Origin of the sequence: Tamlana sp. 2_MG-2023, assembly GCF_030548465.1 — a bacterium.
Classification (GTDB): Bacteria; Bacteroidota; Bacteroidia; order Flavobacteriales; family Flavobacteriaceae; genus Pseudotamlana.
Map to the genome: position 1 here is coordinate 105430 of NZ_JAUOSF010000006.1, position 25745 is coordinate 131174.

General features: G+C 36.2%; 21 protein-coding genes. 15 read left to right on the plus strand and 6 right to left on the minus strand.

Going from position 1 to position 25745, the window contains the following annotated elements; translation table 11 throughout:
- The first annotated feature begins 6 nt into the window (after positions 1–6).
- The gene (locus tag Q4566_RS11740) at positions 7–510 is read left to right on the plus strand and encodes a hypothetical protein (RefSeq protein WP_303421353.1); all 504 of its coding nucleotides are present in this window, start codon (positions 7–9) and stop codon (positions 508–510) included.
- Positions 507–1928 (plus strand): M64 family metallopeptidase, encoded by a 1422-nt coding sequence (locus Q4566_RS11745; protein ID WP_303421355.1) that lies wholly within the window; start codon positions 507–509, stop codon positions 1926–1928. Before Q4566_RS11740 ends, Q4566_RS11745 begins: the two co-directional genes overlap by 4 nt.
- An 8-nt stretch (positions 1929–1936) precedes the next feature.
- On the opposite strand, the gene Q4566_RS11750 is transcribed toward Q4566_RS11745, so the two are convergent.
- Complete coding sequence (locus Q4566_RS11750) at positions 1937–2662, minus strand: SDR family oxidoreductase (protein ID WP_303421357.1); 726 nt, start codon at positions 2660–2662, stop codon at positions 1937–1939.
- 732 nt (positions 2663–3394) lie between these two features.
- On the opposite strand from Q4566_RS11750, the gene Q4566_RS11755 reads away from it, so the two are divergent.
- Positions 3395–5917: a carbohydrate-binding protein gene (locus tag Q4566_RS11755; RefSeq protein WP_303421359.1), complete on the plus strand. Its 2523-nt coding sequence runs from the start codon at positions 3395–3397 to the stop codon at positions 5915–5917.
- A 381-nt stretch (positions 5918–6298) separates the two neighbouring features.
- On the opposite strand, the gene obgE is transcribed toward Q4566_RS11755, so the two are convergent.
- Together obgE and Q4566_RS11765 are read right to left on the minus strand one after the other, a co-directional pair.
- Positions 6299–7294 (minus strand): GTPase ObgE, encoded by a 996-nt coding sequence (obgE, locus tag Q4566_RS11760; protein WP_303421361.1) that lies wholly within the window; start codon positions 7292–7294, stop codon positions 6299–6301.
- A 153-nt stretch (positions 7295–7447) separates the two neighbouring features.
- Entirely contained in the window at positions 7448–8557 is a 1110-nt protein-coding gene (locus Q4566_RS11765; protein ID WP_303421363.1) for an adenylate kinase, read from the minus strand.
- Positions 8558–8697: 140 nt separating this feature from the next.
- Here Q4566_RS11765 and Q4566_RS11770 point away from each other — a divergent pair, with 140 nt between their 5' ends.
- The 5 genes from Q4566_RS11770 (at position 8698) to Q4566_RS11790 (ending at position 13389) form a co-directional block, all read left to right on the plus strand.
- Entirely contained in the window at positions 8698–9852 is a 1155-nt protein-coding gene (locus Q4566_RS11770; RefSeq protein ID WP_303421365.1) for a 5-(carboxyamino)imidazole ribonucleotide synthase, read from the plus strand.
- 2 nt (positions 9853–9854) lie between these two features.
- Positions 9855–10334 (plus strand): 5-(carboxyamino)imidazole ribonucleotide mutase, encoded by a 480-nt coding sequence (gene purE, locus Q4566_RS11775; protein WP_216066310.1) that lies wholly within the window; start codon positions 9855–9857, stop codon positions 10332–10334.
- Positions 10335–10487: 153 nt separating this feature from the next.
- A complete protein-coding gene (locus Q4566_RS11780; RefSeq protein ID WP_303421368.1) occupies positions 10488–12527 on the plus strand; it encodes a M3 family metallopeptidase in 2040 nt (679 codons plus the stop codon).
- A 46-nt stretch (positions 12528–12573) separates the two neighbouring features.
- Positions 12574–13125: a sigma-70 family RNA polymerase sigma factor gene (locus Q4566_RS11785; RefSeq protein WP_303421370.1), complete on the plus strand. Its 552-nt coding sequence runs from the start codon at positions 12574–12576 to the stop codon at positions 13123–13125.
- 3 nt (positions 13126–13128) lie between these two features.
- Complete coding sequence (locus Q4566_RS11790) at positions 13129–13389, plus strand: hypothetical protein (RefSeq protein WP_303421372.1); 261 nt, start codon at positions 13129–13131, stop codon at positions 13387–13389.
- On the opposite strand, the gene Q4566_RS11795 is transcribed toward Q4566_RS11790, so the two are convergent.
- Entirely contained in the window at positions 13369–14187 is an 819-nt protein-coding gene (locus Q4566_RS11795) for a hypothetical protein (RefSeq protein ID WP_303421374.1), read from the minus strand. The two genes, Q4566_RS11790 and Q4566_RS11795, sit on opposite strands and share 21 nt — an antisense overlap.
- A gap of 120 nt (positions 14188–14307) precedes the next feature.
- Between Q4566_RS11795 and gcvP the strand changes: the two genes are divergently transcribed.
- The 4 genes from gcvP to Q4566_RS11815 all read left to right on the plus strand — a co-directional run bounded on the left by gcvP (position 14308) and on the right by Q4566_RS11815 (position 19777).
- Positions 14308–17157, plus strand: coding sequence for an aminomethyl-transferring glycine dehydrogenase (gcvP, locus tag Q4566_RS11800; RefSeq protein ID WP_303421376.1), 2850 nt, complete (start codon positions 14308–14310; stop codon positions 17155–17157).
- 104 nt (positions 17158–17261) lie between these two features.
- Positions 17262–18323, plus strand: coding sequence for a 3-oxoacyl-ACP synthase III family protein (locus Q4566_RS11805; protein WP_303421378.1), 1062 nt, complete (start codon positions 17262–17264; stop codon positions 18321–18323).
- 59 nt (positions 18324–18382) lie between these two features.
- Positions 18383–18907, plus strand: a complete 525-nt coding sequence (locus Q4566_RS11810; RefSeq protein WP_303421380.1) for a methyltransferase — start codon at positions 18383–18385, stop codon at positions 18905–18907.
- A gap of 21 nt (positions 18908–18928) precedes the next feature.
- On the plus strand, positions 18929–19777 hold the full coding sequence (locus Q4566_RS11815) for a glycosyltransferase family 2 protein (RefSeq protein WP_303421382.1): 849 nt from the start codon (positions 18929–18931) through the stop codon (positions 19775–19777).
- Here Q4566_RS11815 and Q4566_RS11820 read toward each other — a convergent pair.
- Both Q4566_RS11820 and pafA read right to left on the minus strand, forming a co-directional pair.
- Positions 19770–20579 carry a DNA/RNA non-specific endonuclease gene (locus tag Q4566_RS11820; protein ID WP_303421384.1) on the minus strand — a complete coding sequence of 270 codons (810 nt, stop codon included), beginning with the start codon at positions 20577–20579 and terminating at the stop codon, positions 19770–19772. The two genes, Q4566_RS11815 and Q4566_RS11820, sit on opposite strands and share 8 nt — an antisense overlap.
- Complete coding sequence (gene pafA / locus Q4566_RS11825; RefSeq protein WP_303421385.1) at positions 20580–22232, minus strand: alkaline phosphatase PafA; 1653 nt, start codon at positions 22230–22232, stop codon at positions 20580–20582.
- Between the two features lie 109 nt (positions 22233–22341).
- Between pafA and Q4566_RS11830 the strand changes: the two genes are divergently transcribed.
- The 3 genes from Q4566_RS11830 (at position 22342) to Q4566_RS11840 (ending at position 25704) form a co-directional block, all read left to right on the plus strand.
- Positions 22342–23079, plus strand: coding sequence for an ABC transporter permease (locus Q4566_RS11830; protein WP_216066319.1), 738 nt, complete (start codon positions 22342–22344; stop codon positions 23077–23079).
- A complete protein-coding gene (locus Q4566_RS11835; RefSeq protein WP_303421388.1) occupies positions 23079–23846 on the plus strand; it encodes an ABC transporter ATP-binding protein in 768 nt (255 codons plus the stop codon). The genes Q4566_RS11830 and Q4566_RS11835 overlap by 1 nt, the downstream gene beginning before the upstream one ends.
- Positions 23847–23952: 106 nt before the next feature.
- The gene (locus Q4566_RS11840) at positions 23953–25704 is read left to right on the plus strand and encodes a sulfatase-like hydrolase/transferase (protein ID WP_303421390.1); all 1752 of its coding nucleotides are present in this window, start codon (positions 23953–23955) and stop codon (positions 25702–25704) included.
- Positions 25705–25745 lie beyond the last annotated feature (41 nt).

Here is a 25745-nt window from a genome sequence, read left to right on the forward strand (position 1 = left end):
CATTTCATGAAACTAACAAAATCTATAAAGTTTAAGATTATTGCTATACTTCTTGTAGCTTTAGGTTTTGTACAAGCGTGTAAAACTGCGAAAACTGAAATTCCGATAGCAACTACTATTGAGGAAAATCCTAAAATTATATTTTTAACCTATAGCATAAGTGAAGCTCCTTCAGGCGAGAGAAGCATGCAGTTTGTGAGTCAGAAAATAGTTGATGGCTCACTAAAAAACAATAGCGATCGCTCAGTACAAAACGCTGTGGACGGCGATTTAATTTGTTTACAATTTGACGAACAATCAAATATTATAAGCCGGAGTTTAATTAAGAATCCGCTAAAAAAATCCATAGAATCATTAAACGAATCTAAAAGTTTCGAAATGCAATCTATTAATCTAAACAAAACAAAGTTCTCGACAAGAATTGCTTTAAAAAGTCAAACTAGAAACATTACAATTAGTAACTTTGCAAATTCTAAAAATTTGATTAGCACGAAGATAAACCACGAATGAAAATATATTTCTCTCTTATTATTTCCATTTTAATATCTACCCTTGTCCTGCACGGACAAAACTTTCCTTTGGAAGCCATTAAAATTTCTGGAAATGATGACAAAAAAATAAATATTGTTTTTTTAAGTGAAGGTTATCAAGCTAGCGAAATGGACAAATTTCTTGCCAATGCTACTAGTTTTACCAATACCTTTTTTAACACAAGTCCGTTTCGAGAATATGCCGACTACTTTAATGTGTATGCTTTAAAAGTACCTTCAAATGAAAGCGGTGCCGATCATCCTGGTACGGCAACAGATTTAACCGAACCCGCCCATCCAATTAGCGATGTAGACACCTATTTTAATGCAACTTATGATGCTTATAACAGACACCGCTTACTATATTATGAAATTGACGGTAATGCAGCTAATGATACAGAAACCAAAATCATAAATGTTTTAGCCGATAACTTCCCGATGTATGATCAAGGTTTAGTTTTGGTAAACTCATCGCACTACGGAGGAAGTGGCGGAGATTTTCCCGTGACCTACAATGGGTATTGGGGCCCTTATGTTGCCATGCATGAAATAGGGCACTCCCTATTTAACCTTTTAGATGAGTATTACCCCGGTGATGATTTAGCTCGTGAAGGCATTAACATGACTCAAGAAACTGATCCAACACAGGTTCGTTGGAAAAATTGGTATAATGTCAATAAAGCTGGGGTTCATCAGCATTATTCAGAAACGACACCAAAAGACTGGTACAAGCCAAACAAAGGCACCTGTATCATGGAATCGGTTGACAAGCCTTTTTGCTCGGTATGTAAAGAAGGCATTATAGAAAAAATTCATGAGTTAACCAATCCAATAGATAGCTACTCACCGAATAATACAACGGTTGATGCTGAAAATTTTCCAATTGAATTTGAATTGCAACTAACAACACCAAATCCAAATACTCTAAAAAATAGATGGAATTTAAATGCCTTTGAATTTGCTACCGATATGGAAAGCGTTTTTATAACGGAAGCCGATTTACTTAAAGGTACAAATGCCTTAACCGTGGTTGTAACAGATGACTCCAATTTATTGATGATAGATAATCACGAAAGAGTTCACGCCTATATCGCAAATTGGACGATTAACTATTCCACTTTAGGCATAACAGACATAGAAAGTGTCGTTGATAAGCTTCATATTTCTATGTTTCCGAACCCTGCAAACACGATTATTAATTTCGAGTTTGAAGGTAACAATGACACACCGTTAACAGTAGACATTATAAGTATGGACGGCAAACGCGTGCAGACATTAACTGTTTCTAACTTGGAACCTCTGCAAATAGATATCAGCCATTTAAATTCAGGAATATATTTAACGAATTTTTATTCGGGAAACACTTTAATTTCCAGCAAGCGCTTAGTTATAAATTAGATGAAACCCTAACTCTTAGTTGGTGGCATAGTAGGACGCACCTCTATCTTGCTTGGTAGTGTTCTCGGGTTCATTTTTAGTAAATCAACAACCATCTCACCCAAGTCTTCCTTTTGAATTTTCCAATCGTCCTTAGAATCTGGTTCGTTACCATTAAAATGTGTAGAAACAGATCCAGGCATAATCGTACTCACTTTAACCCCGTGTTGTCTTAAATCTAACATCACAGCTTGTGTAAACCCCGTTAAGCCAAACTTACTCGCATTATAAGCAGAACCTTTCGCAAAAAAGTTTGCTCCTGCTAAACTTGAAATGGTAATAAAATATCCTTTAGATTTTTTAAGCGCCTCAACACTAGCCTTTATTGTATAAAACGCACCAGTTAAATTCGTATCAATCGTATCTTGCCACTGTTCTATAGATAATTCTTCTATACTCCCAAAATGCCCTAAACCAGCATTAGCAATAACAAAATCTAATTGATTAAACTGACTAAGAACTTTTCTAACAGCGTTTTGCTGACTTTCAAAATCACGAACATCAGCTTTTACACCTATAGCATGTGCACTTTTAGAACTTGAATTTAGCATTTTTGCGGTTTCATCGGCTGCCTCGGCACTTCTACTCGTTATCGCCACGTTAACACCTTGAGCTAATAAGGCTTGTGCAATACCGTAACCAATTCCTTTTGTTCCACCTGTTATTAGCGCTACTTTATTTTTTAATGTTTCCATGATAGTTAATGGTTAATGGTTAATGGTTAATGGTTAATGGTTAATGGTTAAAACTACAAAATGAAATATAAAGACTTGAAAAAATAATGTTATGATAATTATAAAGTTAAAAAATGAATAACCTAAAAGTTAAATGAAATATTTTTTCCTCAGCGCCCCTGTAATATATCAACATAGTAAGCATCAAACTAAGAATTCCACAAAATTAAACCCCTACGAGGGCGTAATATGCAAAAAAAGGTAGTTTATCTTGAATCAAGCTGCCCCAAAACAGAGGCAACTTTAAGTAAAATGAGATCTTTAACTAATCATTTTACTTAAAAAACCCGATTTCACCTACATTAAATACAAGAAGCTTCTTCATTATTACTTTTTTCTAAAGAACTAGTCCCTTATCCGTAAAATGTAAATTAATGACTATTTCGTTTTTTGACTTCGACACTTTATTCTTTTTTCTCAAATCAGTAAACACAAGGGTTTATAACCAAATTTAAGAAGCAAATTCACTCCATATTTTTCAGGTTAGACGATTCACACACCACATACTTTTGATGATAAAAAGTTAGTTAAAATCCTGAAAAACAAAACTAAACAAGCCTATGTTCAGTTTTAATCTATGATAGACATTCGTTTATGTTAAATATTTCAAGAGGAAATACCCTACATTGTGTTCGGCAAAATTCAAACCAATTTTTCCAACAACTAAACCACTTAACATTAAACAACATGAACATGAAAAAACAATTAGTACTGCCCCTCGCGCTATTTTTAACAAGTATCCTCGTAGCCGCCCAAGACTGGTCGGGTATTCCTGTACCGGCAGATGCCGGAGCCGGCAAAACTTGGGAGCTCCAAGAAAATGTTTCCGATGATTTTAATTACAACTTCAATTCGTCCTCTTGGTCTAATTTTGGAAGTAATAACAAATGGTACAACTTCTATCACAACGCTTGGGATGGACCAGGATATACCTACTGGAAAAACGAAAACGTTACTGTAGATGGTAGCGATTTGGTAATTAATGTAGGGTATACCTCCGAAAACAGTAAAGGTGGAAGTTATGGTGTAGCCTCCGGGTGTGTTACATCAAACAATAAAGTTGCTTACCCCGTTTATGTAGAGTCTGCCATTAGTGTGGCCAACATATCGTTAGCTTCTTGTTTTTGGTTATTAAGTCCAGACGACACAGAGGAAATTGATATTATTGAAAACTACGGTGGTGTAACAGGCTATAAGCATTTAACACATATTAGCCATCATTCATTTGTACGTAGCCCGTTTACAGATTACCAACCAAGGGACACAAATTCATGGTATCCAGACAGTCGCGTATCGACTAGCTACGGCTGGGGAGACTGGTGCTATAACAATGGTGGCGCTCGTCGTTATATGCGTATGGGGGTTAATTGGATTAGCCCAAAACACTTCGAATACTATATTGATGGAGAATTAGTGAGAGTAATGTACTATAATGCTATTGCTACAAAATATAACGGGACTTGGCAATATACTTATTTTAATTCGATGAATTGGAACGTAAACGGTTATAACCTCCCAACAAACAATGGTTCTGGATATACAGATGTAACTGTTCATGCCACTTCTAGCACTTACAACTTTAATACCTTAAAAGCGGCTTCCAACGCTTCAAATGGTTATAATGTTATTGATCCTGCCTGGTTTCAAGGCGGAGATGACAATGACGCTGACGGAAATGGTGTAACCATTGAAGCAAGAGGATTCACCAAAGAATTAGATATAATTATTAACATGGAATCTCAAAGTTGGTTAGCAGGCTCAACACCTTCTAGTGCTGATTTAAACAACCCTGCAAAAAACCAAATGAAAGTAGACTGGGTACGTGTTTATAAACCCGTAGGTTCGTCTAATACCGTAGGTGTTACAGGCATTAGCATGACACCAACTTCTTTAGCTTTAAATGTTGGCAACCAAGGGAATTTAACCGCGGCAGTTCAGCCAACAAATGCTACAGTAAAAACTATGACTTTTACTTCAAATAACACCAATGTTGCAACGGTTAACCAAAGTGGAGTGGTTACCGCTGTAGCAAACGGAACAGCTACAATTACAGCTAAATCTACCGATGGTAATTACACAGATACAAGTACCGTTACAGTGAGCTCTTCTACTTCTGGAGGCTCAGGCAGCGCAATCACTGTGGAGGCAGAATCTTTTGCATCTACTGGAGGAACCTTTAACGATGGATTCGTTCCGCTAGGAATGAATAAAACCAATTCTACCGTAAACTATGTAAACAAACAAGATTACGCCAATTACAACATAAATGTGAGTCAAGCTGGCACCTACAATATCGCTTATCAAGTTTCTACACCGATGAGCAATGCTCAGATTGCTATCTATGTAAATAACATATTAATTAGCACAGATAACGTGGTTAATAATGGAACTTGGGACAATTATCAAACCTTAAACGCAGGAAATACAGCTAACTTAAGCGCAGGATCACACACTGTTAAAATAGTGGCTTCTGGATCTAACAATTGGCAATGGAATATGGATAAATTTGTACTGACTAAAACAGGCGGCTCCACAACCGCATCAAATGCTGAAATTATAATTGAAGCAGAAAGTTTTAACAGTACAACAGGAACTTATAATGATGGTTTTGTACCTCTAGGGATGAATAAAGGCACTACACTTGTGAACTATGTAAATAGTAACGATTCCGCTACTTACAACATCAACGTAAGTCAAGCTGGAACCTACAATATTGCGTACATGATTTCCACACCATCTAACAACGCCAAAGTTTCCATGTATGTAGACAATGTGCTCGTTAGTACTGACAATGTAGTAAATAACGGTTCTTGGGGATCATTCCAAACCTTAAATGCGAATAATAGCGTGAGTTTAACCACTGGAGCACACACTGTAAAAATTGTTGCTTCTGGTTCAAATGCATGGCAATGGAATATGGATAAAATCATTCTTAGTAGTAATGGTAGTACTTCAAAACAAAGTCTATCTAAGGTTTCAAATTCGGAAAAAGTGCTTACCAAGATATATCCAAACCCTGCAAACTCTACGATTTTTATAGAAACTTCTAAAACACTAAATGGCGTTCGATTAATTAATGCCTTCGGACAAGTCGTATTAAGTCAAAATGGTGAACAAAAAGCCATTCGCTTAGACAACTTTAGTAACGGTATTTACTTTTTAGAACTCAACTTTAACGAGGATAAAGAAATTAAAAAAGTCATTATAAAGCATTAATCACTTCGATTAATTTAAAGTCCCCAATTTTTAACTCCGCGTTACTTCATTGTGATGCGGAGTTTTTTTTTGAACACGAAACATGCTGCGTTAGGGATTGCAACGGAAATCCTTTTTAAAAGAGATGAAAAACCATACATGAAGTAAGTTATTTACTAGGCAAAAAATACTAACAATAACATGAGTATCCGACTCTTTTAAAAAGATTGCAGTGAAAAGCCCGACCTTTAGGTAACGCCCAAAAAAGGATTAAGAGAAAATATTTTGTTTACAAATAAAAACCCCTTCAGGTTTTGAAAACTGAAAGGGCTACAAGTGTTATATTGTTATGTATTTTAAACTACTGAATTACTTTCGCTTTCGCGGAAGCATAAAACGAAATTAGTTCAACATTTTCCAAAGTACATCTTTCAGCTCAGTAATGCCTTTTTGGGCTACTGATGATATGAACATGTATGGAATTGGAAGTTCGTTATCAAGTTCGATTTTCATTTCAGCTTTAAGCTCATCATCAAGCATATCACTTTTAGAAATCGCGATAATACGGTCTTTGTCCAGCATTTCAGGATTGTAACGACGCAACTCATCTAATAAAATATCGTATTGTTTTTTAATATCTTCAGCATCGGCTGGAATTAAAAACAGTAGAATAGAATTACGTTCGATATGACGTAAGAAGTAATGCCCTAAACCTCTTCCTTCGGCGGCACCCTCGATAATTCCAGGAATATCGGCCATAACAAAAGTCTGGAAATCACGATATTGTACAATTCCTAAATTAGGTTTTAGCGTGGTAAATTCATAATCAGCAATTTTAGGTTTTGCTGAAGTCACTACCGAAAGTAAAGTTGATTTCCCTGCGTTTGGAAAACCTACCAAACCAACATCGGCAAGCACTTTAAGCTCCATGGTTACATAGAATTCCTCCATGGGCATACCTGGCTGCGCGTAACGTGGTGTTTGATTTGTAGAGGTTTTAAAATGCCAGTTTCCTAAGCCACCTTTCCCTCCTTGAGCTAAGATGCGCTCCTCGCCTTCTTCGGTGATTTCAAAAAGGATACTATTCGTTTCGGTATCGCGAACTACAGTTCCTAATGGCACATCGATGTACACATCTTCACCATCGCTACCAAAACTTCTACCACTACTACCGTGCCCACCATGTCCAGCACGAATGTGTTTTTTAAACTTTAAGTGAAGTAGGGTCCATAAATTGGATTGCCCTCGGATAATAACATGACCTCCACGACCACCATCACCACCGTCTGGGCCACCTTTGGCTATGTACTTTTCGCGATGTAAATGCGAAGAACCTTTTCCTCCGTTTCCAGAAGATACATACATTTTTACGTAGTCTACAAAATTCCCTTCAGTCATATCTCAAGTTTAAAGTTATGAGTCTTAAAGTTACACGTTTTTGAGTGCTTTTACTTTATACTCCTTTATTATTATTTAAACGAAAACATCTTTTGATGGCTCAAAAGATGTTTTCATGATGTATTAAAAGCCTGTTTAAAACAGAGCTATATGTTATAAACTATCAATTACAGCACTTAAACGCTCTGTAATGTCTTCGATGCTACCTACACCATCAACACCAAAATATTTATCTTGAGCTGAATAGTATTCTTTTAAAATAGCTGTTTTGTTGTAATATTCTGTAATTCTATTTCTAATAATAGATTCGTTAGCGTCGTCTGCGCGCCCGCTAGTTTTACCTCTTCCTAAAAGACGTTCTACTAGAATTTCATCATCAACTTCTAAGGCAATCATAGCATTTATTTGAGAATCTTTAGAATCCATTAATTTCTCTAAAGCTTCTGCTTGTGCGTTGGTACGAGGAAAACCATCGAAAATAAATCCGTTAGCTCCAGCATTTTTTTCAACTTCTGCGTTAAGCATATCGATAGTCACTTGATCTGGCACCAATTCACCTTTATCAATAAACGATTTTGCTAACATCCCTAATGCTGTTTCGTTTTTGATATTAAATCTAAAAACATCACCTGTAGAGATATGTACTAAGTTATACTTTTCCTTTAAAAATTCTGCTTGAGTTCCTTTACCGGCACCTGGAGGGCCAAATAACACTAGGTTTGTCATATGTTGAGTTTGTTTTATTTGATATACTTCTGGTAAGTTTCTTCCTAAACCATCATAATCTAAACCGTAACCGACTATGAATTTATTCGGAATTTCAATACCAACGTAATGCAGTTTAAAATCTTTCTTATAAGCTTCAGGCTTGTAGAAAAGCGTGGCTATTTTTAAAGATTTTACATTTTCATTTTTAAAAATACGATGAACTTCCGCTAAAGTATTTCCTGTATCAATAATATCTTCCAGAATAACAACGGTACGCCCGGTTAAGTCTTGTGTTAATCCTATTAAACGCTGAATATCTTCGGTAGATTTTACGCCTTCGTAAGATGCTAACTTTATAAAAGTAACCTCACAAGGTTTAGGATATTTTTTCACAAAATCGCTTACCACCATAAATGAGCCATTCAAAATACCAATAAAAATAGGGATTTCGTCGCCTACATCGTTAGCAATTTCAGTTGCTAAACGTTGCATCACTTCATCTATTTGTTTCGCAGGTATAAAGGGCTTAAAAAACTTATCGTGTAGCTTTATCAAAACTTAAATATTTTTTAAAGAGGCAAAGATAATCAATAGATTGAGCAATAACCATTTTTTGATTTTGATTTTAGGAACTAATTTAAGATTTAACCGTATTTTTGCCTATCCTAATTTCGATTTAGTAAAAAACACATTTAATGAATTATTTTTCATCAAACTTTAAACTTGGTATTTTGGGTGGCGGCCAACTTGGTAAAATGCTACTATACAACACACGAAAATTCGATATTTACACGGCTGTTCTTGAGTCTAGCGATGAAGCGCCTTGCAAAATTGCTTGCGACCATTTTCAGCTGGGTGATTTAATGGATTATGATGCGGTTTATAATTTTGGAAAACAAGTAGATGTTTTAACTTTTGAAATTGAAAACGTAAATGTTGATGCGCTCGAAGCTTTAGAAAAAGAAGGAGTGAAAGTATATCCGTCTTCTAAAACGCTGAGAACCATTCAGAATAAAGCCACTCAAAAATTATTTTACGTAGATAACAACTTACCTACCGCTCCATTTTCACGTTTTGCATATACTTCTGAAATTGAAGAAGCCATAAACCACGGTGGTTTAAGTCTTCCATTTGTTTGGAAATGTGCACAATTTGGTTACGACGGTACAGGCGTAAAAATTGTAAAATCTGTTGATGATTTAAAAGATTTACCAAACGTAGAATGTATTGCTGAAACCTTAGTGCCTTTTAAAAATGAATTGGCTGTTATTGTTTCTAGAAGTGCATCTGGCGAAATTAAAACCTATCCAGTTGTCGAAATGGAATTTCACCCAGAAGCCAATCAAGTGGAATATGTGATTTGCCCAGCAAGAATTCCTGAAGCCATTGCTAAAAAAGCGGAAGATGTGGCCTTAGCGGCTTCAAAAGCATTTAATCATGTTGGGTTATTGGCTGTTGAAATGTTTCAAACCCAAGACGATGACATTCTTATTAACGAGGTAGCACCAAGACCTCACAATTCTGGTCACCAAACTATTGAAGCGAGTTACACGTCACAATTCGAACAACATATTAGAGCCATATTAAACTTACCTTTAGGGCGTACCGATAATAAAGTTGGTGGAGTAATGGTTAACTTAGTGGGCGCTGAAGGCTATTCTGGAAATGTGGTTTACGAAAACATAGAAAATATCATGAAAATGGATGGTGTAACGCCACACATTTATGGTAAAAAACAAACCAGACCATTTAGAAAAATGGGGCATGTCACGATTGTGAATGAAGATTTGAATGAAGCGCGACGCGTGGCAGAACAAGTTAAAAACAGTATTAAAGTAATAAGCGAATAGATATGAGTAAAGTAGGCGTTATTATGGGAAGCAAAAGCGACCTTCCCGTTATGCAAGATGCGATTGACATCTTAAAAGGTTTTGACATTGAGGTAGAAGTTGATATTGTTTCAGCGCACCGTACACCAGAAAAATTATTTGATTATGGTAAAAATGCACATACTAGAGGATTTTCTGTAGTTGTTGCTGGTGCTGGTGGTGCGGCGCATTTGCCAGGTATGATTGCTTCTTTATCACCACTTCCTGTTATTGGAGTGCCTGTAAAAAGCAGTAATTCTATAGATGGTTGGGATTCTGTATTATCTATTTTACAAATGCCAGGCGGTGTACCTGTAGCAACAGTAGCTTTAAACGGTGCTAAAAACGCAGGTATCTTAGCCGCACAAATTATTGGCGCTAGTGATAAATGCGTGCTTGATAAGATTATTATGTATAAAGAAGGCTTGAAAGTTAAAGTTAACGAATCTGCCAAAGACTTATAGTATGAAAAAAGCCTCGAAAATAAATTCGAGGCTTTTCAGCTATTAACAAATAATTCTATTGAGTTAGTCACTCTGCAATTATGACTTCAAAAATACGTATTTTTTTATTATGCGCACATAGTAAAATAAATATTTAACACATAAATTAAAGAAATGCTAAATAAATCATTAATAACACCTTACAATACTAAGTTTCATACGGCTCCATTCTCAAAAATTAAAAACGAGGATTTTCTACCTGCTTTTAAAGCATCCATTGAAAGTGCTAAACAGGAGATTGATAGCATCGCTAATAACTCTGAAAAGCCTTCTTTCGAAAATACGATTGAAGCCTTAGATTTTTCGGGGGAACAATTAGATCGTTTGGCAAGTATTTTCTTTAATTTAAACTCAGCAGAAACTAACGAAACCATTCAAAAAATAGCTCAAGAAGTTTCTCCTTTACTTTCAGAATTTAGTAACGACATTACTTTAAATGAGGATTTGTTTAAGCGTGTTAAAGCGGTTTACGATTCTAAAGCTGATTTAGACCTTACCATAGAACAACAAACACTGCTTGATAAAAAATATAAAGGTTTCTCTAGAAATGGAGCTAACCTAGCGGAAGACAAAAAGCTAAAATTAAGAGACATCGACAAACAACTGAGTCAACTGAGTCTTAAATTTGGTGAGAATGTTTTAGCTGAAACTAATAAGTTTGAAATGCTAATTACCAATGAAGCCGATTTATCTGGTCTTCCTGAAGGCACCATTGAAGCTGCAAAACAATTGGCGGAATCTAAAGACAAAGACGGTTGGATGTTTACTTTAGATTACCCAAGCTACATTCCGTTTCTTACTTATGCCGATAATCGTGAATTAAGAAAAAAGCTAGCTTTGGAAGCGGGTGCTAAAGCTTTTAAAGGCGATGCTTTAGACAATCAAGACAACGTTCTCAAAATCGTAAAACTTCGTCAGGAGCGTGCCAACTTATTGGGCTACAAAACACACGCCCACTTTGTTTTAGAGGAACGCATGGCGGAAACTCCAGAAACCGTTACAAACTTTTTAAACGAACTTCTAGAGAAAGCTAAGCCTGCGGCTGAAATTGAATTTAAAAAACTCGAAGCTTTCGCTAAAAAACTTGATGGTATCGATCATTTAGAAAAATGGGATGGTGCTTACTATTCTGAAAAACTCAAGCAAAAATTATTCAGTTTAGATGATGAGCTTCTCAAACCATATTTCAAATTAGAAAATGTTATTAACGGGGCTTTTACCATTGCTAATAAATTATTCGATTTAAATTTTGAAGAAATTAACGACATCGATAAATACCACGACGATGTTTTAACTTATAAAGTGACCGACGCTAACGGCGATTTAGTCGCTATCTTTTATGCCGATTTTTTCCCAAGAGCTGGAAAACGAAATGGTGCTTGGATGACGGTTTACAAACCACAATACGTTAAAGATGGCGAAAATAGCAGACCACACATTTCAATCGTTTGCAATTTCACGAAACCTACAAAAAGCAAACCTTCACTTTTAACCTTTAACGAAGTCACGACTTTATTCCACGAATTTGGACATGCCCTACACGGTATGCTAGCCAACACCACCTACCCGAGTCTTTCTGGAACTAGCGTGTATTGGGACTTTGTAGAATTACCAAGTCAGGTTTTAGAAAACTGGTGCTACGAAAAAGAAGCCTTAGAATTATTCGCCACACATTACGAAACTGGCGAAGTGATTCCTATGGATTTGGTTGAAAAAATTAAAGAATCGGCAGCTTTTCACGAAGGCATGCAAACCTTGCGTCAGTTAAGCTTTGGTCTTTTAGATATGAGCTGGCATGGTGAAGATCCTAGCCATATTTCAGATGTAAAAGCGCATGAAAAAGAAGCTTTTAAAAATACAACACTTTATCCTGAAGTTGAAGAAAATTGTATGAGCACTGCCTTTTCACATATTTTCCAAGGTGGCTATTCATCTGGTTATTACAGTTACAAGTGGGCTGAAGTTCTAGATGCTGATGCCTTTGAATATTTCAAAGAAACAGGGATTTTTAATAAAACGGTAGCCAAGAAATTTCAGGACAACGTACTTTCTCTAGGAGGCACTGAAAACCCAATGACACTTTACAAGCGTTTTAGAGGCCAAGAACCTCAACCAGAAGCCTTGTTGAGACGTGCAGGATTAATCTCTAAATAAAATCCATTTTTTTCAACTACATTTGAAACACTAAAACTATTCCTCAATGCCAGATCATCAAATTAACCCTGATAAGTGGATCGATTCGTATTCAGATTACTTATTCAATTACACCATTGCCCGTGTAAGCGACAGGGAAATGGCGCAAGATTTGGTACAAGACACCTTTTTAGCAGCTTTAAAATCGATGAAAAACTTTAAGGGAGAAGCCAGTGAACGTACCTGGTTAATCTCCATCTTAAAGCGAAAAATTATTGATCACTACCGTAAAATAAATTCTAATAAAGGTAAAGCTGAAGTTCGTATTAACTATAGAGACTCCGAAAGCGAAGGCGATTGGTTAGAAGAACGCGTTGCCGATCCTTTTGATAAAACTGCTGAAGATTCTCTTGAGAATTCAGAACTTGGTGATGCCATACACAATTGTTTAAGCAAACTCCCTAAGAAACAAGCGGAAGTTTTTAAAATGAAAACCATTCTTAATTATGAAACTGAAACAATCTGTAATGAACTAAATATTACAGCGTCTAATCTCTGGGTAATCATTCACAGAGCACGAACCGCGATGGCAGATTGTTTAAAAGAAAATTGGTTATAAATTATGAGTAGGATAAGGATTTTCATGCCTTGCAAAGAGGCGAGTCAGGTTTGTGACAAGGTACAATACAAAGAAGCTTCACTTTGGGAAAAAATAAAGTTAAACCTGCATATTGTTTTATGCAGAGGCTGCCGTAAACACACCAAAGTGAACACCAAATTATCAGAATGCATTAAAAAATCGAATGTCGATTGCCTAGACCCCAAATGTAAGGAAGCCATGAAAAAAGCTTTAGACAAGGCGCTAAAAAACTATCAACCCTAAAAGCAACCAGAATATAGGTAAGGCTTCAACCCAAAAAGAAGCGTAATATTTTTGCTGTTCTATTCTAGAAAGCCAAACCATCATTCCCGTTACGAACACTACAGCTCCTAATACACCCATTCTAGAAAAAGAAAACTGTGTTTTAAAACACTCCAGCACCAAAATAAAAGCCAAAAGTAGCTGCCCTAAAACCTTAGTTTTTTTCACTCCAATTTTCTGCGGAATCGTTTCTAAATTTAAAGGGTCATATTTTAGATCACGTATCTCAAAAGGCAACATCATTACAAGTACAAAGGTAAAACGTTGAATCCCCATTAGAAGCACATCTTGAGTCACACCATAATCTTCATTAATAACCGGTAGAAAAACGCAAACTCCCATCCATACCAGAGCTATAATAAAAACTTTCAACCCTTCTACCTGTCGTAAGTTTCTTGTTTTCCCTCGTAAAAACGGAATGGCGTAAAAGAAGGTTAATACGGCAAACACCCCCATAACCAAAATACTTTGGAGTTTTAAATGCAGACCATAATAACACATCATTATAAAGGAAAAAAGCGAGCAAATATGAATCCATTGCAGCCAATTTGAGAAGCGTTCCTTATAAAATTTTCCAAGACCATAAATTTTAACAAAATTATAACCCGAAATGGTAGCGAAAAAGACAAAGCAAAGGACTACTTTATCAACACCTAAGCCTAACTCCAATAAGGTCACCCAAGCCAAAGACATCGCGGCTAAAGCCACGTGAACACTACTATAAATATAGAAAGCAAAAAGCTTTTTTAACAAATTCATAAAACAAATGTAGTTAAAGTGTTGCTAGAGAATTCAATTGGTTGAAAACTTTCGATTTTTCGCAATAAATCACGATAAATATTCATTAATTTTGCGAATTATTTATACAAATACACTTTTATGAATACAAACGCGTTTGCTTTGCGTCATATTGGCCCTAGAGAAGAGGACCAAAACCTTATGTTAGAAACTCTAGGTTTAGACTCGTTAGATCAATTAATTTACGAAACCATTCCTGATGATATTCGTTTAAAAAAACCGCTTGATTTAGATGAACCTATGACCGAATATGAATACTTACTTCATATTCATGCTTTGTCTCAAAAAAATAAAGTTTACAAAACTTATATCGGTTTAGGGTATCATCCAACAGTCTTACCGGCGGTGATTCAACGTAACGTGTTAGAAAATCCAGGATGGTACACAGCCTACACGCCTTATCAAGCTGAAATTGCTCAAGGACGACTTGAAGCTCTATTGAATTTCCAAACCATGATTATCGATTTAACCGGTATGGAAATTGCCAATGCATCACTTTTAGATGAAAGTACTGCTGCTGCAGAAGCTATGAGTTTATTATTTGCAGTTCGCGAACGCGATCAGAAAAAAGCGGGTATTAATAAGTTTTTCGTTTCAGAAAACATTTTACCTCAAACTTTATCTGTCCTTCAAACAAGAGCCACACCAATTGGTATTGAATTAGTGATTGGTAATGAGGAATCCTTCGATTTTTCTTCTGAATTTTTCGGAGCTATTTTACAATACCCAGGAAAAGAAGGACAAATTACCGATATAGAATCTTTTATTTCAAAAGCAAACGACGCCAGAATTAAAGTAGCCGTTGCTGCCGATATTCTAAGTCTAATTAAATTAGAAGCACCAGGAAAATTTGGTGCCGATGTTGTTGTTGGAACAACGCAACGTTTTGGTATTCCTATGGGTTATGGTGGCCCACACGCGGCTTATTTCGCAACAAAACATGCTTACAAACGTGATTTACCGGGTCGTATTATTGGAGTTACCAAAGATACCAACGGAAACCGTGCACTACGTATGGCTCTACAAACAAGAGAGCAACACATAAAACGTGACAAAGCAACATCTAACATTTGTACGGCTCAAGTACTATTAGCTGTGATGGCAAGTATGTATGCCGTATATCATGGCCCGAAAGGCTTAAAATTCATAGCAAACAAAGTTCACAACAAAGCGGCAACTTTAGCAAATGCCTTAAAGCAATTAGGATACGAACAAACGAACACTTCGTATTTTGATACGCTTCAAATAAAAACCAAAGCAAAGAAAATAGAAAAAATCGCTTCAGATAAAAAGGTGAATTTCTTCTACCCTGATAAGAATACCGTTACCATTTCTATAAATGAAACGACTTCTGTTAGCGACATCAACGATTTAATTTCAATTTTTGCTAAAGCAGCGAAGAAAAAAACGATTGCAATTTCTGAAGTTGAACAATTCAATAACATATCAGAAAACATTCAAAGAACCACAGATTTCTTAACAGAACCGGTATTTAACAGTCACCATTCTGAAACGGAATTAATGCGTTACATCAAAATGCTTGAGCGCAAAGATTTATCGTTAAATCATTCTATGATTTCTTTAGGATCTTGTACGATGAAATTAAACGCAGCTTCAGAAATGCTACCCCTTAGTTCGGTTAACTGGGGAACCATTCACCCTTTTGCACCACTAAAACAAGCTAAAGGTTATTTAACGATTCTTAAAGCTTTAGAAGATCAACTCACAGAGATTACTGGTTTTGCTGCTACTTCTTTACAACCAAATTCTGGTGCTCAAGGCGAGTTCGCTGGACTTATGGTTATAAAGGCTTACCACGAATCGCGTAATGATCATCATAGAAACATCTGCTTAATTCCTTCTTCTGCTCACGGAACAAATCCTGCAAGTGCGGTAATGGCTGGTATGAAAGTAGTCGTAACAAAATCAACTGCTGAAGGTAACATTGATGTTGATGATTTACGTGAAAAAGCCCAATTACACGCCGATAATTTATCATGTTTAATGGTAACATACCCTTCTACACACGGGGTTTACGAATCTGCGATTAAAGAAATCACTAAGATTATTCATGATAATGGCGGACAAGTATATATGGACGGTGCCAACATGAATGCCCAAGTAGGATTAACAAATCCTGGAAACATTGGTGCAGACGTTTGTCACTTAAACCTTCATAAAACATTTGCCATTCCTCATGGTGGTGGTGGCCCAGGTGTTGGACCTATTTGTGTTGCTGAACAACTTGTACCATTTTTACCTGGAAACCCAATTATAAAAACTGGTGGTAAAGAAGCGATTACAGGAATTTCTGCGGCGCCATTTGGTTCTGCTTTAGTTTGTTTGATTTCTTACGGATACATTAAAATGTTAGGTGCTGAAGGATTAACCGAATCTACTAAAATAGCCATATTAAACGCCAATTATATCAAGCACCGTTTACAAGGAAGTTTTGATACTTTATATTCAGGTGAACGTGGTAGAGCAGCACACGAAATGATTGTAGACTGTCGTTCATTTAAAGCTAATGGCATTGAAGTTACCGATATTGCCAAGCGATTAATAGACTACGGTTTCCACTCGCCTACCCTATCATTCCCTGTTGCAGGAACTTTAATGATCGAGCCTACGGAAAGTGAAAGCAAAGCTGAAATCGACAGATTCTGTGATGCTTTAATAGCCATTAAGAATGAGATAGATAACGCTTCAAAAGATGATAATAACAACGTTTTAAAGAATGCTCCACATACTTTAGCGATGGTAACTAACGACACTTGGGACTTCCCATACACGCGTGAACAAGCTGCTTTTCCATTGGATTATGTAAAAGATAATAAGTTTTGGCCAAGCGTAAGACGTGTAGATGATGCCTATGGTGATAGAAATTTAATATGTTCTTGCGCTCCTATTGAAGACTATATTGAGGCTTAAAACAAGGGTTGAACATCGTAAATTATTTACAAATTAAAACCATCATTATTTAAAACTATTTATATTGCTAGATAGTAAACCTAATCAAGGCAATTTCCTATTTTATGAATATAAAAATAACAGGAACTGGAAGTTACATTCCTTCTATCATAGAAAGAAACGAAGATTTTCATAAACAAACATTTTTAAATAGTGATGGTTCAATAATTAAAGCCCCAAGCGAAGTTGTTGTTAAAAAATTTAAAGCCATTACTGGAATTAAAGAACGTCGTTACGTCAAAGAAGATTTAACAACGTCAAACATTGCGACTTTTGCTGCTGAAAAAGCTATTGACAAAGCGAATATTTCTAAAGAAGACCTTGATTATATTATTGTGGCTCACAATTACGGTGATGTAAAAAACGGAAGCATTCAAAGTGATACCGTACCAAGCATCGCTTCTAGAGTAAAACACCTTCTACGTATTGAAAACCCAAAATGTGTGGGTTACGATTTACTATTTGGTTGCCCAGGATGGATTCAAGGTGTGATTCAAGCGGAAGCTTTTATCAAGTCTGGTATCGCTAAAAAATGTTTGGTTATTGGTGCTGAAACACTTTCTAGAGTGATCGATCCTTTTGATAGAGATTCCATGATTTATAGTGATGGTGCTGGTGCGGTTATTCTAGAAGCGACGACAGAGCAACAAGGTGGTATTTTAGCCCATGAAGCGGCTACTTTCGCTTTAGATGAATCTCATTTTATTTTCTTCGGAGAAACCTATAACAAAGAGAGTGATGACCCAAGGTGTTACATCAAAATGCACGGACGTAAAATTTACGAGTTTGCATTAACTAACGTCCCTATGGCCATGAAATCTTGCTTAGATAAAAGTGGCATCGCTATTTCTAAAATCAAAAAAATCCTGATTCATCAAGCCAACGAAAAAATGGATGAAGCCATTGTAAAGCGTTTTTACGAACTTTACGACATGGAAATGCCAGAAGGTATTATGCCAATGAGTATTGGAAAACTAGGTAATTCTAGCGTGGCTACCGTGCCAACTTTATACGATTTGATATTGAATGGTGAGATGGACGGACAAGAAATCAACAAAGGTGACCATATCATGTTTGCTAGTGTTGGCGCTGGTATGAACATCAACGCCATTGTTTACGAGGTATAAGCTTAGGAATTCATGATTTGTCGTTTCCGTTTTCACGGAAATAAAAAAATAAACCATTCATGTACGAAAAAACATTTCCCAATAAACGTTTTAAACATACCATTGAATTTTTAGAAAAACACATCAATACTTCTGAGTCTATATTAGATTTAGGCGTTGTGAATCCGTTTTCTAAAATCATGAAAGCTCACGGTTATCAGGTTGAAAACACAAAAGGTGAAGATTTAGATACCGACACCTCCAACATTATAAATTCTGAAGCCGAAGTCATTACAGCCTTTGAGATTTTTGAACACCTGCTCTCCCCATTCACCGTTCTTAAAGCCATTAAATCAGATAAATTGGTGGCGAGTATTCCGCTGAAACTTTGGTTTTCATCTGCCTACAGAAGTAAAACCGATATGTTGGACCGTCATTATCACGAATTTGAAGATTGGCAGTTTGACTGGCTCTTAGAAAAAGCAGGCTGGAAGATTATAGACCGCCAAAAATGGACCAACCCGACTAAAAAAATTGGCATTCGCCCTATTTTACGTTGGTTTACCCCTAGATATTATATTGTTTATGCCGAACGCATTAAATAGCACCCTATAAAAAATTCTATTTTGAATTTCTACATTGTCATTCCTGCACATAACGAAGAAACCTCGATTGGGCTCACTTTAGAGTCTTTGGTCAATCAAACCTTGTTGCCCAAACGTGTGGTTGTGGTAAATGATAATTCAACAGATAAAACGCAATCTATTGTAAACGCTTTCGCGGAAAAGCATCCGTTTATTTCATTGGTAAATTCAAAATCATCAAACAAGCATTTACCGGGTTCAAAAATCATCAATGCTTTTTATAAGGGTTTTGAAACCTTAGACGAAACCTACGATGTCATTTGTAAATTTGATGCCGATCTTATTTTTCCGAAGCATTATTTAGAACAATTAGCAACTCATTTTAAAGCCAACCCGAAACTAGGTATGGCCGCTGGCTTCTGTTATATTGAAAAAAACAACGATTGGGTTTTAGAAAACCTCACCAACAAAGACCATATTCGAGGTGCCTTAAAAGCCTATAGAAAGGCTTGTTTTGAAGAAATCGGACAACTTAAACCTTCCATGGGCTGGGACACCGTTGATGAACTACTGGCTAAATATTACGGTTGGGCGCTCATCACCGACGAATCCTTACACGTAAAACATTTAAAACCAACAGGCATCAGCTACAACAAAGCTTCTAAGTACTTACAAGGCGAGGCCATGTATAAAATGCGCTATGGTTTTACAATCACCCTAATTTCAGCAGCAAAATTGGCCTTTAAAAAGAAAAGTTTCGCATTGTTTAAGGACTACTTAGCGGGTTATTTTAAAGCCAAAAAGAACCAAATTGATTTTCTAGTTTCCGAAGAGGAAGGGAAATTCATTAGAAACCTCCGTTGGAAAGGCATGCTCGCCAAGTTTAGTTAAACATCCAATTTTTATACTGCGCTGAAGCTTCTAATTGATCTTCTAAATCATCTTCCAACTCAGGAAAAAAATCAATACCAGTAAGCCCTTCAATTTGATCCACAGGTACTACAAAATCATAAAGTGGCTTATTGGAGTTTTTATGAGGCATTAAAAACCCAATCATTTTAGGAGTTCCACCATTATAATCTACCAATACTTTATAAAAATAATTAGGAACAGCCACATCTTCATCACCTATAACATCCATATCGCCTTTTAAAACACCGCCAGTCACGACAAAAACACCATCATATTTGGCCGCCCAATAGCGTACTTTTTGCTCTAAGGTGTTCCAAATACCTGCGTTAAATTGATGTTCTTGCGGACTAATATTACTAGTCAAAAAAGTTTCATCATAGGCAGCTTTACTTGAACGCCTGTCTCCTGCAGGGCATAGATGTCCGCGATCATAGCCTGAATTCTTATAATTACGCCAATGGGCTGCGCCGGTCTTTACTGCAGGATCAATTTCAAAATATGGCCGCTTAAAATTGTGATTTGATAGATCAGATTTTTTCAATTCATAAGCCACCCATTCTGGTTGTTCATGAGCTTCACTATAAGACAAAGAATAGCCTTTGTGATGTATCACCTGCCCGGTGGTACTGGTAGGCAAGAAGAAAGTGTTCGTGGTTGTTTTCGGTGTACTACCTGCTTCAACAACAACTTGCTGCTCTTCTACTTTTAAATAATGTTCATAACCATACACACCTACCATGATAAGTGCGGCTACAATAGCATACAAACTCCGTTTACTCATTTATTTTAATACGTAACCTAAAGGTTTTCCTGTTGCAGCATTTGGAAAACTAATACCTAATAAAGTTGAAATGGTTGGTGCAATATCCGTAATGCTTGTGCGTTCTGAGGTTTCACCGTGAGCTACACCTTCACCAAAAATCAAGAAAGGCACGTGTGTATCATAATTCAACCCACTACCATGAGTAGAACCGGTTTTTCCGTATGAAATGTAGGCCGGATCATTCACCAAAACAACATCTCCAGAACGTTTTTGATTGAATCCTCTTTTAATCATCCCCTCAATACCTTGAGTGAATTCCGTAGAAACAATGGCGTCTCTAGTATAAGCTTTTGAAATATGCTTGTATGACATTTGCTCTTCCACAATAGCATTTTGTACATCAACCGACTTTAGGCCTAATTCTTTTAATTTGGCTTTATTCAAGAAAATCTGTTCGTTACTTATGTTTTCAACAACTTCTGTAGTCCCATAAGTTTTAACTAAAAAGTCGTTAAACACTTCTTTACGCCCTTTGTTATCTAGATATCCAGAAGGAATATTGTGCGCGTGTAAATAAGCAGGCACATCAACAGCACCATGATCGGCCGTTAGAAAAACTACATATTGGCCTTTCCCAACTTCTTTATCTAAAACATTGAAAAAACGTTCTAAGTCTTTATCCAAACGGATATAAGTATCTTCTACTTCCTTTGAATTTACACCAAAATTATGTCCTACATAATCAGTACAAGAATAACTAAGTGTAAGTACATCGGTAATATCATCTTGACCTAAATCTTCACCTTCAATAGCTGCGATGGCAAAATCTGTGGTTAAACTATTCCCGAATGGGGTCGCTTTTAAAATACTATAATTACCATTTTCATCTTTTAACTTTTTCAAGTTATAAGGAAATGTAGCCGTTTCTTTCCCTTTAAATCCACCTTCATAATCGTTTAAATCGGCTCCACTAGCAGTATAGGTGTCCATATCATAAAAAGTATCCCACTTTTTCAAATAAGAATCCGCTTGTTTACTAGAGTTAAACTTGTTTACCCATTTTGGAAGTGCTTCCATATAAAAAGAACTTGAAATAAAAACGCCTTCATCATCACCATGGAACCAATAGGCAGCATCAGCAGTATGACCTGCAGGTAAAATAGCACCACGATCTTTCACCGAAATACCAATGGTTTTACCCTTCATTTGAGTAAACAATTTGTTTTCATCAGCAAAGGTTGTCGTCAACATTCGGCTAGGTGACATCTTACCGGCCTTATCTGTTGTTCCTATTGATTGCACACTTTCATCTCCAGCACAGTATACCTCTTCTTTTATTTCTTTATCATACCAATAGTTTGAAATGATCCCATTGTATTTTGGAGTTGTTCCTGTAAAAACCGCAGCGTGACCAGGTGCCGTTTTTGTGGGCACATAATTGAAATGATTGTTTTTACAATTGAACCCTTCATTAATCATACGCTTAAAACCACCTTCTCCATATCTTGAATCAAAACGCGTCAAATAATCATAACGCATTTGATCCACTACGATACCTACTACCAACTTGGGTTTAACTGGTGATTTTGAACTATTAGAAACAGATTGCCCTTGTACTTTAGCAGAAAAACTAAATACAATGGTAAAAGCGATGTAAAATATATATTTCATTATAATTTAAATTTGGAAAGCCAAAAATACATATTTAATACTGCCTTAATTTAAAATTAAGGTTAAATACCCCTAAGTTTTTTTTACTTTAGCAGCTACAAAACTGCATATGAAATACCTGCATAATATAGGAACCTATTTTTTAATGATCGGTGAAATGTTTCACAAACCCACCAAGTGGAGCGTCTTAAAAAAACTTATTTTAAAAGATATCGATGACCTAATCATCAACTCTTTAGGCATTGTTGCTTTTATTTCTTTTTTCGTTGGTGGTGTAGTTACCATTCAAACTGCATTGAATATAGACAATCCCTTAATACCCCAATCTCTAATTGGATTCGCTACTAGACAGTCCATTTTATTAGAGTTTGCTCCTACATTTGTCTCCATTGTAATGGCTGGTAAAGTGGGTTCATTTATAACATCTAGTATAGGGACCATGCGTGTTACCGAACAAATAGATGCCCTTGAAGTTATGGGTATTAACGCTGTAAACTATTTGGTTTTTCCTAAATTCATCGCTTTACTGCTTTACCCTTTTCTAATATGTATTGGTATGTTTTTAGGTATTCTTGGTGGATTAGTGGCATGTATGTATGGCGGTTTTAGTTCTCCTGAAGCATATATTACTGGTGTACAAATGGATTTTGATCCTTTTCATATCACCTACGCCTTTATAAAAACATGTGTTTTTGGTTTCTTACTAGCAACCATTCCTTCTTATCATGGCTTTTATATGAAAGGTGGTGCGTTAGAAGTTGGAAAAGCAAGTACGACCTCATTCGTTTGGACTAGTGTTTTTATCATTCTTTTAAACTATTTATTAACCCAAATGTTATTAAGCTAATGATTGAAGTTAAAGATTTACGTAAATCGTTTGGTGATACTGAAATATTAAAAGGAATAACCACAACTTTTGAAAAAGGCAAAACCAGTTTAATTATTGGTCAGAGTGGTGCTGGTAAAACGGTATTCTTAAAATGTTTATTGGGTATTTTTGATTACGAAGGTGGCTCGATTGCTTATGACGGCAATGTATTGTCAAATTTAGATGAAGACGAGAAAAGGAATATCCGCGCACAAATTGGCATGGTTTTTCAAGGCAGTGCTTTATTCGACTCTATGACCATTGCTGAAAACGTCATGTTTCCTTTACGCATGTTTACCAAACAAAGTAAGAGCGAAATGCAAGACCGTGTTGACTTCGTATTAAATAGAGTGAACTTAGAAAATGCACATAACAAAATGCCAAGTGAAGCTTCTGGTGGTATGCAAAAACGTGTGGCTATTGCCCGTGCTATTGTGAATAAACCAAAGTATCTCTTTTGTGATGAACCGAATTCTGGATTAGATCCAAAAACGGCTATTGTTATTGATAACTTGATTCAAGAGATTACAGATGAATACCAAATCACGACGGTTATCAACTCGCATGATATGAATTCGGTGATGGAAATTGGCGAGAAAATCGTGTTTTTAAAAGATGGATTAAAAGCATGGGAAGGCTCTCATGAAAATATTTTTAGAACAGACAATGAAGTGGTTACGGACTTTGTTTATTCCTCAAACTTATTTAAAAAAGTACGTAAAATGTACTTAGAGGAAAATAGTTAACAACCTTCAAACGAGATAATTTCGAGTATATTTAGGGTAAATACAAGCTTATATATTCATACTTCACATTCGTACCTTGCAGGATTTTCAATTAAAACCCTAAATAATGGTACCTAAAAAATTACTTTTATGCTTATGCTTCATAAGCTTTAATTATTTCACTACCCTTTGCCAATCACCTAATATCATTTTTATTCTAACCGATGATATGGGGTACTCAGATGTTGGCTTTAATAACGGAGCTACAGATATAGCGACGCCGAATCTAGATAATTTAGCTAATAATGGCACCGTTTTTTCATCGGCCTATGCAGTACATCCTTTTTGCGGACCAAGTCGTGCAGGATTATTAACTGGTCGTTATCCACATGAATTTGGTGCTCAATTTAACTTAAACGACAACGAGTATGTCTTAGGTGTTGATGCCAATGAAACTTTCTTTAGTAAAATTTTACAAAATGCTAATTATAACACAGGCTTAATTGGCAAATGGCATTTAGGTCAATCTTCCGTACATAACCCCAATGCCCGTGGTTTTGATTACTTCTACGGAATGCTTACCGGTGGTCATAACTATTGGACAAACTCAACTGCTGGTGGTGGATACGGCGGCGCATATAACCGACCTTTAATAAAAAACAATGGTCCTGCTAATGAACCTAGTAACGTATATTTAACAGATTTATTTACAGATGAAGGGGTAGCCTTTATTGAAAATGCAGAAGCCAATGATAATGACCCATTTTTCTTATTCATGTCGTATAACGCACCACATACACCACTTACTGCATTAGATTCCGATAAGACAGCATTAACTAGCTCACCTTATAATTATAGCTATACAGATGATAGTCGACATAATTATGCTGCTATGGTATATTCAGTAGATAGAGGTGTTAAAAAACTGGTAGACGCTTTAAATACTAATGGCGAAATAAACAATACACTAATTGTATTTATGAGTGATAACGGCGGACGATCAGACCAAGGAGCGAACAACTCGCCACTACGAGGGAATAAAGGAGACACTTATGAAGGTGGTTTTCGTGTACCAATGTTTATGTACTGGCCTGGTAATGTACCTGCAGGAGCTACATATAGCTACCCAGTATCTGCTTTGGATTTATATCCAACTTTTGTTGATCTTGCTGGAGCTTCAGTTCCTAATGGAAAACAAATTGATGGTAAAAACATAATGCCACATGTGATTGCTGGTACAAACCCACGATCAGGAGAGTCTATTTATTCAATTAGACACAGAACAATTAACAATGTTGGCATTAGAAGGGATAATTTAAAAGCATTTACTTCTGGAAATGGAAGATGGTACCTCTTTGACCTGGACACCAATATTAGTGAAAACAACGCACAAGATTTAAGTAACAACCCGGCTTATCAAGATATTTTAGAAGAAATGATTAACGATGCCTACCAATGGTCTCTTACACATACCGAACCTGAGTTCTTTGATAGCCCAGGAGCTGAAACTACCTGGTATGATAATAACAGTAGTAACAACCCATCTAACACCACTCCTTGGCAAGATGTAACCTTTGATGGCTATACGACATTATCTATAGAAGGTATCCATATTAACACTTCTAATCACGGCTATATATACCCTAACCCAGTACAAAACTCTGAGTTATCGGTTAAGTTCACGTCGCCAATATCTGGAGACATTTCAATTATTGTTTATGATACTCAAGGTAGACCAATTCAAATAAACTCTAATCTTTCTCATAACTCTACTGACAAATTAAAGATAAGCTTAAACTCAAATATTTCTCCAGGACAATATTTCTTACGAGTAAGATCATCCGAAGGCATGTTTAGCAAAGGGTTTATCGTGAATTAATAAACTCTTCATAGTTTAAAAAAACTTAAAATTATTATATA